This is a genomic window from Mixta intestinalis (assembly GCF_009914055.1).
GTDB lineage: Bacteria > Pseudomonadota > Gammaproteobacteria > Enterobacterales > Enterobacteriaceae > Mixta > Mixta intestinalis.
Genome location: NZ_CP028271.1, coordinates 1,547,729 through 1,561,307, shown reverse-complemented (window position 1 = coordinate 1,561,307; position 13,579 = coordinate 1,547,729). Strand labels below are relative to the sequence as shown.

Annotated in this window: 17 protein-coding genes; 8 read left to right on the top strand and 9 right to left on the bottom strand. The window is 52.9% G+C overall.

The window, feature by feature from the left end; genetic code table 11:
• The first annotated feature begins 104 nt into the window (after positions 1-104).
• The 5 genes from oppA (at position 105) to oppF (ending at position 5,702) form a co-directional block, all read left to right on the top strand.
• Positions 105-1,745: an oligopeptide ABC transporter substrate-binding protein OppA gene (gene oppA / locus C7M51_RS07295; protein WP_160621181.1), complete on the top strand. Its 1,641-nt coding sequence runs from the start codon at positions 105-107 to the stop codon at positions 1,743-1,745.
• Positions 1,746-1,835: 90 nt separating this feature from the next.
• Complete coding sequence (gene oppB, locus C7M51_RS07290; RefSeq protein WP_160621180.1) at positions 1,836-2,756, top strand: oligopeptide ABC transporter permease OppB; 921 nt, start codon at positions 1,836-1,838, stop codon at positions 2,754-2,756.
• Positions 2,757-2,770: 14 nt separating this feature from the next.
• Positions 2,771-3,679: an oligopeptide ABC transporter permease OppC gene (gene oppC / locus C7M51_RS07285; protein WP_160621179.1), complete on the top strand. Its 909-nt coding sequence runs from the start codon at positions 2,771-2,773 to the stop codon at positions 3,677-3,679.
• An 11-nt stretch (positions 3,680-3,690) separates the two neighbouring features.
• Positions 3,691-4,704 carry an ABC transporter ATP-binding protein gene (gene oppD, locus C7M51_RS07280; RefSeq protein ID WP_160621178.1) on the top strand — a complete coding sequence of 338 codons (1,014 nt, stop codon included), beginning with the start codon at positions 3,691-3,693 and terminating at the stop codon, positions 4,702-4,704.
• Positions 4,701-5,702: a murein tripeptide/oligopeptide ABC transporter ATP binding protein OppF gene (oppF, locus tag C7M51_RS07275; protein WP_160621177.1), complete on the top strand. Its 1,002-nt coding sequence runs from the start codon at positions 4,701-4,703 to the stop codon at positions 5,700-5,702. Before oppD ends, oppF begins: the two co-directional genes overlap by 4 nt.
• 72 nt (positions 5,703-5,774) lie before the next feature.
• Here the strand turns inward: oppF and C7M51_RS07270 are convergent, their stop codons facing one another.
• Positions 5,775-6,098 carry an HI1450 family dsDNA-mimic protein gene (locus C7M51_RS07270; RefSeq protein WP_160621176.1) on the bottom strand — a complete coding sequence of 108 codons (324 nt, stop codon included), beginning with the start codon at positions 6,096-6,098 and terminating at the stop codon, positions 5,775-5,777.
• A gap of 45 nt (positions 6,099-6,143) precedes the next feature.
• A complete protein-coding gene (cls, locus tag C7M51_RS07265) occupies positions 6,144-7,604 on the bottom strand; it encodes a cardiolipin synthase (RefSeq protein WP_160621175.1) in 1,461 nt (486 codons plus the stop codon).
• A gap of 148 nt (positions 7,605-7,752) precedes the next feature.
• Between cls and C7M51_RS07260 the strand changes: the two genes are divergently transcribed.
• Entirely contained in the window at positions 7,753-7,926 is a 174-nt protein-coding gene (locus C7M51_RS07260) for a YciY family protein (protein WP_160621174.1), read from the top strand.
• 281 nt (positions 7,927-8,207) lie between these two features.
• On the opposite strand, the gene C7M51_RS07255 is transcribed toward C7M51_RS07260, so the two are convergent.
• Together C7M51_RS07255 and C7M51_RS07250 are read right to left on the bottom strand one after the other, a co-directional pair.
• Positions 8,208-8,462, bottom strand: coding sequence for a biofilm development regulator YmgB/AriR family protein (locus C7M51_RS07255; RefSeq protein ID WP_160621173.1), 255 nt, complete (start codon positions 8,460-8,462; stop codon positions 8,208-8,210).
• Between the two features lie 341 nt (positions 8,463-8,803).
• Entirely contained in the window at positions 8,804-9,100 is a 297-nt protein-coding gene (locus tag C7M51_RS07250; RefSeq protein ID WP_160621172.1) for a YciI family protein, read from the bottom strand.
• A 208-nt stretch (positions 9,101-9,308) separates the two neighbouring features.
• Here C7M51_RS07250 and tonB point away from each other — a divergent pair, with 208 nt between their 5' ends.
• Positions 9,309-10,040, top strand: coding sequence for a TonB system transport protein TonB (gene tonB, locus C7M51_RS07245; RefSeq protein WP_160621171.1), 732 nt, complete (start codon positions 9,309-9,311; stop codon positions 10,038-10,040).
• A 47-nt stretch (positions 10,041-10,087) separates the two neighbouring features.
• Here the strand turns inward: tonB and yciA are convergent, their stop codons facing one another.
• From yciA to C7M51_RS07225, 4 genes are all read right to left on the bottom strand, one after another.
• The gene (yciA, locus tag C7M51_RS07240; protein WP_160621170.1) at positions 10,088-10,507 is read right to left on the bottom strand and encodes an acyl-CoA thioester hydrolase YciA; all 420 of its coding nucleotides are present in this window, start codon (positions 10,505-10,507) and stop codon (positions 10,088-10,090) included.
• Between the two features lie 58 nt (positions 10,508-10,565).
• Positions 10,566-11,102: a septation protein A gene (locus tag C7M51_RS07235; RefSeq protein WP_160621169.1), complete on the bottom strand. Its 537-nt coding sequence runs from the start codon at positions 11,100-11,102 to the stop codon at positions 10,566-10,568.
• A gap of 63 nt (positions 11,103-11,165) precedes the next feature.
• The gene (locus C7M51_RS07230) at positions 11,166-11,903 is read right to left on the bottom strand and encodes a YciC family protein (RefSeq protein ID WP_160621168.1); all 738 of its coding nucleotides are present in this window, start codon (positions 11,901-11,903) and stop codon (positions 11,166-11,168) included.
• Positions 11,904-11,928: 25 nt separating this feature from the next.
• Positions 11,929-12,348: a YkgJ family cysteine cluster protein gene (locus tag C7M51_RS07225; protein ID WP_160621167.1), complete on the bottom strand. Its 420-nt coding sequence runs from the start codon at positions 12,346-12,348 to the stop codon at positions 11,929-11,931.
• 406 nt (positions 12,349-12,754) lie between these two features.
• Here C7M51_RS07225 and C7M51_RS07220 point away from each other — a divergent pair, with 406 nt between their 5' ends.
• A complete protein-coding gene (locus tag C7M51_RS07220) occupies positions 12,755-12,931 on the top strand; it encodes a hypothetical protein (RefSeq protein ID WP_160621166.1) in 177 nt (58 codons plus the stop codon).
• A gap of 214 nt (positions 12,932-13,145) precedes the next feature.
• On the opposite strand, the gene C7M51_RS07215 is transcribed toward C7M51_RS07220, so the two are convergent.
• Complete coding sequence (locus C7M51_RS07215) at positions 13,146-13,460, bottom strand: BON domain-containing protein (protein WP_160621165.1); 315 nt, start codon at positions 13,458-13,460, stop codon at positions 13,146-13,148.
• Positions 13,461-13,579: the final 119 nt, after the last annotated feature.

Below are 13,579 nucleotides of genomic sequence, written 5' to 3'. Positions count from 1 at the left end.
ATACACCCGTCCAGCTTCAGGTTCCGAAGACTGCGACAGGTTACCCGGACAGCGGGAAAAGCCGCAGGCTGATGCCGCGGTAATTATAAAAAACTGGAGTAAACATGAACAACATCACAAAAAAAGGCCTGGTCGCGCTGAGTGTTATGGCGGCGCTGGGTGCATTAACGGCAACCAGCGCGCTGGCAGCTAACGTGCCGGCTGGCGTTCAGCTGGCGGATAAACAGGAACTCATCAGGGGTAACGGTGCCGAGCTGCAATCGCTCGATCCGCATAAAGTGGAAGGGGTACCGGAAGCTTACGTTAGCCGCGATCTTTATGAAGGGCTGGCAATTACCGATGACAACGGCAAAGTGATACCGGGCGTCGCGGAGAGCTGGGAAAGCAAAGAGGGCGGTAAGGTTTGGATTTTCCATCTGCGCGATACGGCAAAATGGTCCAATGGCGAACCGGTGACGGCGAAAGATTTCGTCTACAGCTGGCGTCGCCTGGCCAGCCCGAAAACCGCCTCTCCCTATGCCAGCTACCTGCAATATGGCCACCTGCTGAACGTTGACGATATTATCGCCGGTAAAAAAACACCCGATACGCTGGGCGTAAAAGCGATTGACGATCGTACGCTGGAAGTAACGCTGAGCGAGGCGGTGCCCTATTTTGATAAGCTGATTATTCATCATTCAATGTCGCCGGTTTATCAGCCAGTAGTGGATAAATTTGGCGATAAGTGGACGCAGCCGGAAAACTTTGTCGGCAACGGCGCGTTTAAAGTCAAAGAGTGGGTAATCAATGAGCGTCTGGTCGTAGAGCGCAACCCGCAATACTGGGATAACGCACACACCGTACTGAATAAAGTCACCTTCCTGCCAATCTCTTCTGAGGTCACCGATACCAACCGCTATCGCAGCGGCGGCAGCGATATGACCTATAACTATCTGCCGATCGAGCTTTATCAGAAACTAAAAAAAGAGATCCCGCAGGAGATCCACGCCGATCCCTATCTCTGCACTTATTATTATGAAATTAACAACCAGAAACCGCCGTTTAACGACGTGCGCGTACGTACCGCGCTGAAACTGGGTATCGATCGTGACATTATCGTCAACAAGGTGAAGGCGCAGGGTGAAGATCCCGCCTGGAGTTACACCCCGCCTTATACTGATGGTATCGCGATTACTAAGCCAGAATGGATGAACTGGACGCAGGAAAAACGCAACGAAGAGGCAAAGAAACTGCTGGCGGAGGCGGGCTATGGCCCCGGCAAACCGCTTACCTTTAATCTGCTCTATAACACCTCCGATCTGCATAAGAAACTGGCTATCGCCGCCGCCTCTATCTGGAAAAAGAACCTCGGCGTAGAGGTAAAACTGCAAAATCAGGAGTGGAAGACCTTCCTTGATACCCGTCATCAGGGCAACTTTGATGTGGCTCGCGCTGGCTGGTGCGCCGACTATAACGAGCCGACCAGCTTTTTAAACACCATGCTTTCCGGCAGCAGCAACAATACCTCGCACTATAAGAGCGAGGCGTTTGATAAACTGCTGGCGCAGGCGCTAGCTGCCTCCAGCAACGCTGACCGTAGCCAGTTCTACAGCGAAGCAGAAAAACAGCTGGATAAAGATTCCGCTATCGTGCCGATCTACTACTACAAAAACCTGCGTCTGGTGAAACCTTACGTCGGCGGCTACAGCGGTAAAGATCCGCTGGATAACTCACACGATAAAGATCTTTATATCATTAAACATTAATGCAGGTTTCCGGGCGGCCTCGTGCCGCCCCTTGATGAAGCAATATGGCTTCAGCCTTGGTGCTGAAGCCATAATTATCGGGTACGGGCAATGTTAAAGTTCATTCTGCGTCGCTTCCTTGAAGCTATTCCGACGCTGTTTATTCTGGTTACCATTTCCTTCTTTATGATGCGCCTGGCGCCTGGCAGCCCTTTTACCGGCGAGCGTGCCTTAACGCCGGAAGTTATGGCAAATATCGAAGCGAAATATCATCTAAACGATCCCATATGGAAGCAGTACGGCAGCTATCTGGTTCAGCTGGCGCACGGCGATTTTGGTCCTTCCTTTAAATATAAAGATTATACCGTTAACGATTTAGTGGCCGGTGCCTTTCCGGTTTCAGCGAAGCTTGGCGCGGCGGCATTTATTTTCGCGGTGGTGCTGGGAGTAACGGCGGGAGTCATTGCGGCATTAAATCAAAACAGCAAGTGGGATTATGCGGTAATGAGCGTCGCGATGACCGGCGTGGTGATCCCCAGCTTTGTGGTTGCGCCGCTGCTGGTGTTAATTTTTGCCATTACGTTGAAATGGCTGCCCGGCGGCGGCTGGAATGGCGGGGCACCTAAATTTATGATTTTGCCAATGGTGGCGCTGTCGCTGGCCTATATCGCCAGCATTGCGCGTATTACCCGCGGCTCAATGATAGAAGTGATGCATTCTAACTTTATTCGTACCGCACGTGCGAAAGGGCTACCGCTACGCCGCATCGTGCTGCGTCATGCACTAAAGCCAGCGCTGCTGCCGGTACTTTCTTATCTTGGCCCCGCTTTTGTCGGCATTATTACCGGTTCCATGGTGATTGAAACGATTTATGGCTTACCGGGTATCGGTCAGCTGTTTGTTAATGGTGCGCTGAACCGTGACTATTCGCTGGTATTAAGCCTGACGATTCTGGTCGGCACGCTGACCATCGTGTTTAACGCCATCGTTGATGTGCTGTATGCCGTTATCGATCCGAAAATTCGCTATTAATTCCGGGGTTCGCCATGTTATTGAGTAAAAAAAATAGCGTTGCGCTGGATTCCTTCAGCGAACAACTTGAGGTAGAGGGGCGCAGCCTGTGGCAGGATGCGCGGCGTCGTTTTATCCATAACCGTGCAGCGCTGGTCAGCCTGTTTACGCTGCTGCTGATCGCGCTGTTTGTGATAATCGCGCCCTGGGTATCGCCGTTTACCTATGACGATACCGACTGGGCGATGATGTCCGCCGCGCCGGATATCACTTCCGGACACTACTTTGGCACCGACTCCTCCGGGCGCGATCTGCTGGTGCGGGTCGCGATTGGTGGGCGTATTTCACTCATGGTGGGCATTGCCGCAGCGCTGGTGGCGGTGGTGGTTGGCACGCTGTACGGCACGCTGGCCGGTTACCTCGGCGGCAAAACCGATTCGGTGATGATGCGTCTGCTGGAGATCCTTAACTCCTTTCCGTTTATGTTCTTCGTAATCCTGCTGGTTACCTTTTTCGGCCAGAACATCCTGCTGATCTTTGTCGCTATCGGCATGGTCTCCTGGCTTGATATGGCGCGTATCGTGCGCGGGCAAACGCTGAGCCTGAAGCGTAAAGAGTATATCGAAGCGGCGCAGGTTGGCGGCGTCTCCACTATCAATATTGTGTTGCGCCACATTGTGCCTAACGTGCTGGGCGTGGTAGTGGTGTATGCCTCGCTGCTGGTGCCGGGCATGATCCTGTTTGAATCCTTTCTCAGTTTCCTGGGATTGGGTACTCAGGAGCCGCTCAGCAGCTGGGGTGCTTTGCTCAGCGATGGCGCTAACTCGATGGAAGTGTCGCCGTGGCTGCTGCTCTGGCCCGCCGGTTTCCTGGTGGTTACGCTGTTTTGCTTCAACTTTATCGGCGATGGCCTGCGTGACGCCCTCGATCCGAAAGATCGTTAAGGAGTTTCCCGATGAGTACGATTGAACTGGAACCAGCGGTAACGCAAAACGCGGGAAGCGACCTGTTGCTGGATGTGAAAGATCTGCGCGTCACCTTCAGCACGCCAGACGGTGCGGTTACCGCCGTAAATAACCTGAATTTCAGCCTGCGGGCGGGGGAAACGCTGGGGATCGTCGGCGAATCCGGCTCCGGCAAATCGCAGACCGCCTTTGCTCTGATGGGCCTGTTAGCCAGTAACGGAAACATCACCGGTTCGGCGCGTTTCAACGGTAATGAAATCCTCAACCTGCCGGAGAAACAGCTAAACCGGCTGCGGGCTGAGCAGGTGGCGATGATTTTTCAGGACCCGATGACCTCGCTCAATCCCTATCTGCGCGTCGGCGAACAGCTAATGGAAGTGTTGCAGCTGCACAAAGGGATGAATAAGGCGCAGGCGTTTGAAGAGTCGGTGCGGATGCTGGATGCGGTGAAAATGCCGGAAGCGCGTAAGCGCATGAAAATGTACCCCCATGAGTTTTCCGGCGGGATGCGTCAGCGCGTAATGATCGCGATGGCGCTACTCTGTCGGCCTAAGCTTTTAATCGCTGACGAACCCACTACCGCGCTGGATGTGACCGTTCAGGCGCAGATCATGACGCTGCTGAACGAGCTGAAAAATGAATTCAACACCGCCATTATTATGATCACTCACGATTTAGGCGTGGTGGCGGGCATCTGCGATAAGGTGCTGGTGATGTATGCGGGGCGCACCATGGAATATGGCAAAGCGCGCGATGTCTTTTATCAGCCGACGCATCCTTATTCGCTGGGGCTGCTCAGCGCGGTGCCGCGTCTGGATACCGAAGGCGATACCTTGATGACGATTCCGGGCAATCCGCCGAACCTGTTACGCCTGCCTGGAGGCTGTCCGTTTCAGCCGCGTTGCCCTTACGCTATGGAAATTTGCGCCAGCGCGCCGCCGCTGGAACCCTTTGGCGAAGGGCGGTTGCGTGCCTGCTTTAAGCCGGTGGAGGAATTAGCATGAACGCCGTAGCTGAGAAAAAAGTACTGCTTGAAATTGCCGATCTGAAGGTGCATTTCAATATAAAAGATGGCAGACAATGGTTCTGGCAGCCCGCTAAGACGCTCAAGGCGGTAGATGGCGTCAGCCTGCGCCTGTATGAAGGTGAAACGCTGGGCGTAGTGGGCGAATCAGGCTGCGGCAAATCGACGCTGGCGCGGGCGATCATTGGTCTGGTGAAGGCAACGGAAGGGCGTGTCGCCTGGCTGGGGCGCGATCTGCTCGGTCAGAGCGAAGAGGAGTGGCGCAAGGCGCGCAGCGATATCCAGATGATTTTTCAGGATCCGCTGGCCTCGCTGAACCCGCGTATGACCATTGGCGATATCATTGCCGAACCGCTGCGCACCTATCATCCTTCGATGCCGCGTCAGGAAGTCAAAGATCGCGTCAAAACGATGATGATGAAAGTGGGGCTGCTGCCGAACCTGATTAACCGCTATCCCCATGAGTTTTCCGGCGGTCAGTGCCAGCGTATCGGCATTGCGCGTGCGCTGATTCTGGAACCGAAGCTGATTATCTGCGATGAGCCGGTATCGGCGCTGGATGTTTCTATTCAGGCGCAGGTGGTTAACCTGTTACAGCAGCTTCAGCGCGAGATGGGGCTGTCGTTAATCTTTATTGCTCACGATCTGGCGGTGGTGAAGCATATTTCCGATCGCGTGCTGGTGATGTATCTGGGCCACGCGGTTGAGCTGGGCACCTACAGCGAGGTGTATAACAATCCGCAGCATCCTTATACCCGTGCGCTGATGTCAGCCGTGCCGATCCCCGATCCCGATCGGGAGAAAAACAAGGAAATTCAGCTGCTGGAAGGGGAGCTGCCGTCGCCGATTAACCCGCCATCGGGCTGCGTGTTTCGTACGCGCTGCCCGATCGCCGGGCCGGAGTGCGCAAAAACGCGTCCGCTACTGGAAGGCGGTTTTCGCCACGCGGTTTCCTGCCTGAAGGTTGATCCGCTGTAAACACCTGTCAAAACGGCTGCGCAAGGGCAGCCGTTTTTCTCTTCAGATATCTGTCGCAGGCGCAACGCTGCGCTATTCCCGCCAGAGAATATGGCACAGCTTATGATCTTTCTCGCGGCAGAGCAGCACGCGTGCGAACACGTCGGTTACCGGTTCGCCTTCCGCTTCGCCGAGACCAATCACTACCTCAGCAAAAAAGTCCGGATTGAGATCGAAATCAACATGCTCCTGCCAGTCTTCAGAAGGATCGAACAGCTCCGCGCCGCCGCGCTCTTCAAACTGTAAATTAAACAGGATGATATCAGCCGGATCGAGATTATCACCCGCCAGCTCAAGAAAAATATCATAAGCCTGTTCCAGCGTTTCATCTTCGGTAAGACGGTTATTTAAGTCCATGATCTATCCTGTATGCCCGCAGGCGTGGTCGCATTTCCGCACCTTTTACAGTAACGGGCTAAAGAAGTAAAACAGTCGTTCAACGATTCGCTGCCACCAGGCGCGATGAGCCCAGCGTTTAATATCTACCAGGCGGGAGCGGGCAATATAATCATCCTGTACATGCGCCAGATCGCTGCCGAAGCCGTCATCATCAATCACCAGCGTAATTTCAAAGTTGAGCCACAGGCTGCGCATATCCAGATTAACCGTACCAATCAGGCTAAGCTGACCATCCACCAGCACGCTTTTAGTGTGCAGCAGGCCGCCTTCAAACTGATAGATTTTTACCCCCGCCTCCAGCAGCTCGGTAAAGAAGGCGCGGCTGGCCCAGCCGACCAACAGCGAATCATTATGCCGCGGCACGATAATACTCACCTCAACGCCGCGTAGCGCGGCGGTACAAATGGCATGCAGCAGATCGTCGCTGGGAACAAAGTAGGGCGTCGTCATAATCAGCTGCTCACGTGCTGAATAGACCGCCGTCAGCAGCGCCTGATGGATCATATCTTCAGGAAAGCCAGGGCCGGAAGCGATCGTCTGAATAATATGCCCGCTCTCCTGCTCGAACGGCATAATATTGGTATCCGGCGGCGGCGGCAGAATACGTTTGCCGGTTTCAATTTCCCAGTCGCAGGAGTAGATAATCCCCATGGTAGTCGCTATCGGGCCTTCCATACGCGCCATCAGATCGATCCACTGACCGACGCCCGCCTCCTGTTTAAAGTAGCGCGGATCGACCATGTTCATGCTGCCGGTCCAGGCGATATAGTTATCGATCAACACCATTTTACGATGCTGGCGTAAATCCATCCGGCGCAGGAAAACACGTAGCAGGCTAACCTGGAGCGCCTCCACCACATCGATACCGGCGTTGCGCATCATCGCTGGCCACGGGCTGCGAAAGAAAGTGACGCTACCCGCTGAATCGAGCATCAGACGGCAGTGAACGCCGCGCCGCGCCGCCGCCATCAGCGATTCCGCTACCTCATCCGCCAGGCCGCCCGGATGCCAGATGTAGAACACCATCTCAATATTATGCCGCGCCAGCTGGATATCGCGGATCAGCGACTTCATGGTGTCATCGGAGCTGGTCAGCAGCTGGAGCTGGTTACCTTTAACCCCGGCAATGCCCTGGCGATTTTCACACAGCTGAAACAGCGAGCGCGCAACATCGCTGTGTTCGGTGGCGAAAATGGAATGGCAGCTTTTTAAATTGTTCAGCCACTTGGCCGTTGAAGGCCACATGGTGCGTGCGCGTTCTGCCCGGCGCTTCCCCAGGTAGAGCTCACCAAAAGAGAGATAAGCGATAATCCCCACCAGCGGCAGAATATAGATAATCAGCAGCCAGGCCATTGCTGACGTAACCGCGCGCCGCTTCATCAGAATACGCAGCGTTACGCCCGCAATCAGCAACCAGTAACCAAAAAACAGTAGCCAGCTGATCAGAGTATAAAATGTAGTCATTAAGTGGAAATCCAGTTCGCGCTTTGATGGATGAAGTGTACGTGGAGATGGCGGAGTGCGAAACCCTTTGTCGGCGTCAGTGAAGGATGTTGTGTCGCGCCAAATGGGTTTATAATGCGCCGCGTTGTTATGCAATCGGGTATTTGTTATGAGGCGGAGCAAAAACGAAGTTGCTCGCTGGCGCATGTTGCGTCAGGTTCAGCGCAGGCGTTCGCGCTGGCTGGAAGGGCAGTCGCGCCGTTACGGGCGTATCCATGTCATTCGACATCGGCTGGCACAGCAGCAGCGCCGTTCGGTACTGTTTATTCATAATCAGTTCTGACGATGATAAGCAAGGGAGCATTCGGCTCCCTGTCTGTCACTCACAGGCCTTCTTTCTTTCTGCCGCTATCCCTGCTGAACCCGGGTTTACCGCTGACCTCATTGAGTCAAAGGTTTTTACCGCCGCATTTCCATTAGCGAAAAATAGCTCATCCCTGAGCTAAATGCCTCCATCATGGAGTAGCTTATGAGTTATTTTAAACGTAGCTGAACACTGAAATTCCTCAACGTACCACTTTAGTATTAGGATGTTTCCTGGGAAATAACCGTAGCCGCAAAAGGCTAAACGCGTACTTCCTGCGTTGGCTGAACAATACTCTCCAGCGCCCGGCGGTAAATATCGCATCGTAAGGTGTCTTCTTCTGTCTCAAGTTTTTCAATCAGAGCCAGAATAATATCTTTATTACTGAACGCGCTTTTTACCGTAGCCAGTTCATTGCGGATTGCCGCAATAACCTCTTTCTCACTGTTAAACTGCGGTGCAGACGTTTCGAAATATTGAGAAATCTGAGACTCCGTAGTAGAAACCTGTTGCATGATAAAGCCCCATAAAATGGCTGCGCTCCGCAGTGCAATAACAGCGATGCGGCTGACGCGACACATAAATAAAAAATGCTAAAAATGGGTAAAAACGCCACTTTCAGCGATGAAGTACAGCATGATTAATTGCCACCGCATAAACTTATACAACAAATTTAAAGTTGTACAATTTGTAGTTAAGCTTTTTGTGTGGTCAGATGAGTGCGGCTTCTCTGTTGCCGCGAGCGAGGTTGAGGGCAGAATGACAGACACGTAGTAAACTGCCGGACAGGAAAACGGCTATCCGGCAGAGAAGGGGGTTTGGAGCAATGACAGAAAGTTATTCGTCTTACCGTGATTTACATCGCACGTCGGAACGGCTTGACGGCGACCTGCTTATATACGCCAGCGGCAATATAAGGATCGTCTTCCGCCCAGGCCTGCGCGGCCTCCAGCGAAGGAAACTCTGCAATGACCGTTGAGCCGGTGAATCCCGCAGCGCCCGGATCGTTACTGTCAACGGCGGGCATAGCGCCAGCAACAATCAGGCGTCCCTCATCCCGCAGCAGTTCCAGGCGGGCAAGATGAGCCGGACGCACAGCTTTACGCTTTTCCAGCGAATCAGCATTGTCTTCAGCATAAATGACATACAGCACGATAGTTACTCCTGTAGGGGGCGGGTCAGTTTGGCAGTTACGTTAAGTTATCGTAATTGCTTGTGCAAATGAAAAGATAAAACATTGTTGACCTGCCGCAACGAACCGGTTTTTTACACTTTTTTCTGATCCGCACGGCGGCTGAGTTGTTGAAACTGATTGCTATTTGCATTTAAAATCGATGCTTCACTTAATCAATCGAATAGTTATGACAACGCTGACGACTCCTTTACCTCGCCGCTTATCAATACCCGTATTGCTTTCAGTGGTGCTGCACGGCAGCGTGATTGCCGCTTTGCTTTATACTTCATTTCATCAGGTGATTGAAGCGCCTAAAACTTCGCAGCCGATTAGCGTCTCGCTGGTGGCACCCGAAGTGCAGCCGGAGCCTCAGTCTGCGCCACCGCAGGCCGCGCCGGAACCACAACCGGAGCCTGAACCCGAACCGGTGCCGGAGCCGCCGAAACCAGAGCCGGTAGCGATTCCGAAACCGAAACCTAAGCCTAAGCCGAAACCGGTTAAAAAAGAAGTGGTCAAACCGCGTAAAGAGGTGAAGCCGCATACCGAACCGCGTCAGGCTTCGCCGTTTGATAATGATAACCCGTTGTCGGCTTCTGCGCGTCCATCTACCGCGCCGACGCGCTCTTCCGCGCCTTCGCGCTCAATATCTACCGGGCCGCGGGCGCTGAGCGTGGGCAAGCCTGCCTATCCGGCGCGCGCATTTGCGCTGCGTATCGAAGGGCGCGTTCGCGTGCAGTATGATGTGGATAGCGACGGACGCGTTGACAATATCCGCATTCTTTCCGCCCAGCCCCGCAATATGTTTGAGCGCGACGTTAAACAGGCGATGAGAAAATGGCGCTATGAAAGCGGCAAGCCCGGCAGCAATTTGACGATGACCATCGTGTTCCGTATTAACGGTGGCACCAGCATGGAATAAAACCGCCAGCTGAAAAAATGGCTACCTTTGGGTAGCCGTTTTTTTATCTACTCTGCCGACTGAAAGTGGCTTTTCCCGGCAGGGAGCGGGCGCGATTTTCCATTTTCATCAACCGCGACGTAAACAAAGCTTGCTTCGGTGGTGCAGTAGCGCTGGCCCAGCGGCTCGGAAGAGACTTTTTTAATCCATACTTCCACGTTAATCGTCATCGAACTGGTGCCGGTGCGGATACAGCGGGCATGGCAGCTAACCACATCGCCTACGGCAACCGGTTTAAGAAAGGTCATCCCATCCACGCGCACCGTAACCACGCGTCCTTCAGCGATCTCTTTCGCCAGAATCGCTCCGCCGATATCCATTTGCGACATCAGCCAGCCGCCGAAAATATCCCCGTTGGCATTGGTATCTGCCGGCATTGCCAGGGTACGTAGCACCATTTCGCCTTGCGGCTTGCGATCGTTGTCCATTGCGCTGTTCTTTTATCATGGTAAAAAAAGCCCGGCGATGAGCGTCGGGCGATAACGGTTATTTTTGCTGTTGCGGCATCAGGCGGTAAATATAGATACCGCATATCAGAGTAAACAGCAGCGTCAGCCCGGTAAGGCCGAACACTTTAAAGTTAACCCAGAATGCCTGCGGCAGCCAAAAGGCAACGTAGATATTCGCCGCGCCACAGGCGAAAAAGAAGATTGCCCACGCAATATTCAGTTTGCGCCAGACCGGCTGCGGCAGCTGAAGCTCTTTACCCAGCATCGACTGGATAAGTGGTTTTTCCATAAAAAACTGGCTGTAAAGCATAGCCAGCGCAAACAGCACATAAATGACGGTGACCTTCCACTTAATAAACTCATCGTTATGGAATATCAGCGTCAGGGTGCCAAATACCGCGACCAGCACAAAGGTCACGATAGTCATTTTTTCCAGGCGGCGATAGATAATCCAGCCGATCACCAGCGCCAGGCCTGTAGCCACAATCAACGCCCCGGAGGCGACATAAATATCGTATAGCTTGTAGAAAACGAAGAAGACGACAAGCGGAAGAAAGTCGAGTAGTTGTTTCATAGTCAATTCCAGATGGTGCCTGAAAGTAAAAACGTAACGGCATAGCAGCTATGCCGTTTGCTTTTAACGCAGCAGCATATAAAGACGGAACAGATAAATTACCAGTATTGCTGACACCAGGTTGCTCAGAGCATTAATCACTATTGCGGCGATGTTGACAGGCAAAACGGCAAATGAAGACGACATCAGCAGCAGCGCCAGTTTAGCCAGTATCCAGACCAACACCGCTGGTGAAATCAGTTTGATATTCGCCCAGGCGAGGCGTGAGCTGGCGCGCATAGCGGCAATAATCCCGGTTTTTTCCGTAGCCAGAATCACCGGCGCCAGGGAAAACAGTATGCCCAGGATAATGCCGGGGACGACCAGCGCCATAAAGCCCAGCTGTACCAGCAGCGTGATGAGAAACGTCAGCAACAGCAGGCGCGGCAGTAAAGGCGCGGAAGCACCGATAGCGCGCAGGGCGCTGATACGCTGGCCCGATGAAACCAACGGGATCAGACAGAGCATCCCGCCCAGCAGCAGCGTATTGCCCACCAGCGACGCAAAGGTGCCGGCGGCTGAAGTGCGTAGCAGCACCTGTTGCTGTTCAGGTGTCATATTCTGAATGATTTCGATCAACGAGCTGGCGTTGCCGTTATCTCCTTCATTGAGAATAGAGAGCTGATCGGCACCTGGCGTGAGCGCATGGTTAAGCATGACCGTTATAAATGAGGTCAGTAGCGCGATCAGCACAACTGTTACCAGCTGATGGCGTAAAAAATTACCCGTGTCACGGTATAGCGAGCCCGCCGTGATGGACATGTACACTCCTTTGATAATAACCGGTTTACAGATCCGGCGATTGTACATGGTCTGACGCTGAACTGGCACCCAGACTTACATAACTTTCCGTAACCGACGGCAGGCTGGCAGAAAACAGCGGCGGCAGGCCATATTTTGCCCGTGCGCGATCGCAGGCTTCATTCCAGACGCCATTCTCGCCCGACATGGCAAAATCACGGCAGGGCGTGGGACGGTTTTCATAAATGCCGCAGGAAACGCACTGGCCCACTTCGCCCTGCAAGGCGACACAGCGCGGCGCGCGTGCGTTGGTGCCGCGCATATTGCGCATCAGCAGGTTAAGCGGCTCGGTCATGTCAGCAGGGACGCATCCGCCGGCATCGTCAGCTTCAGCCCAGTAAAAGGAAACACGGAAATGGGCGCAGCAGGCGCCACAGGAAACACAGGGATTAAGAATATCGCTCATTTGATCGCCCGCCCCTCCGAGGCATCGAACCAAAATCTCACGGGAAGAACAGCAAAATAATCCTTTCGCTTTTTTCTCGCAACGTAAAACTCACCATTTAGAGTGATAAATTTTAACATTTAGACAAAGCGGGTTACCGGATGCCCGGTTTTCCTATTTTAAATTCAAACGCATTTTAAAAAAAAGCATAAGGCACAATTTGCCAGGCAAAAGTCAAAAAGAAATGCTGCGTTTCGGTAACGCCGCCGCCTCAGCAAACCTGTTTATACCGTTGAAGACATTAAAGCGCGATAAATGTCTACTTTAGCCTGGATCTGAATCTGGCCGGTGTGATGGTGTAAGAATCCGAAGCGGCAAAAGTTGTGCTATAGATCACGGTGTATTTCAAGCGAAACCGGAGGCGTTTATGACACTTGCGTTAAAAAGTGATCTACTGGTAGGAGCGGTATTAGTGGAGGTGCTTCGTCAGCATCCTGAAATTAAGCTGGACGGCGATTTTGTCGATGCTGTCATTAAAATGGGCGAGGCGCTGTGTGAAAAGTTTCCACGTGAGGCAGAAAAAGTGATTAAGCCCGTGGTCTGAGGGACTATTTTGCACTTAACTTTCTTTTGTCAGGCAGATGGGAAAACGGTAATGTCGGACAATAACCGGGGACAAATTTAACGCGCAGGGCCATAAATAGCGACGTTCTGCCCCGTATCGCCTGATTTGACGTCATCCGTTGGGCGCGGAGCGGAGAGTTGTCAGCAGCATCGATGTCTTTCAAGGCCGCGCTCTCGCGGCCTTGAAAGACAGCTTATTTAATCTGCATGTTGTTAACCACAGACTTCACGCCAGGTACGCGGCGCGTCACTTCCACTGCGTGATTAGCCATTTGCGGCGAAGAGACAAAACCGCTCAGCTGTACGCGACCTTTAAAGGTTTCGACGTTAATCTCGCGCGCTTTCAGCGTTTCATCGCGCAAAAATTCTGTTTTTACTTTCGTGGTGACGACGGTGTCGTCAATATAGCCGCCGGTGCCTTCCTGTGTTGACGTTGGCGCACAGGCGCTCAGCAACAGTGCGACGACGGCTGCGGTGGCTGTACCGGTAAACAATTTCATTAGTTTCATCCTGCTACTCCCTGTTTAAAAAGGCTGTTACCGTTTCGATAAACGGCGACTTAAGTGTGGTTGAGGGTAGCGGAAAATACAAATCGGGAAGGGAAAAAAGATGTTTATAAAGAGTGCCT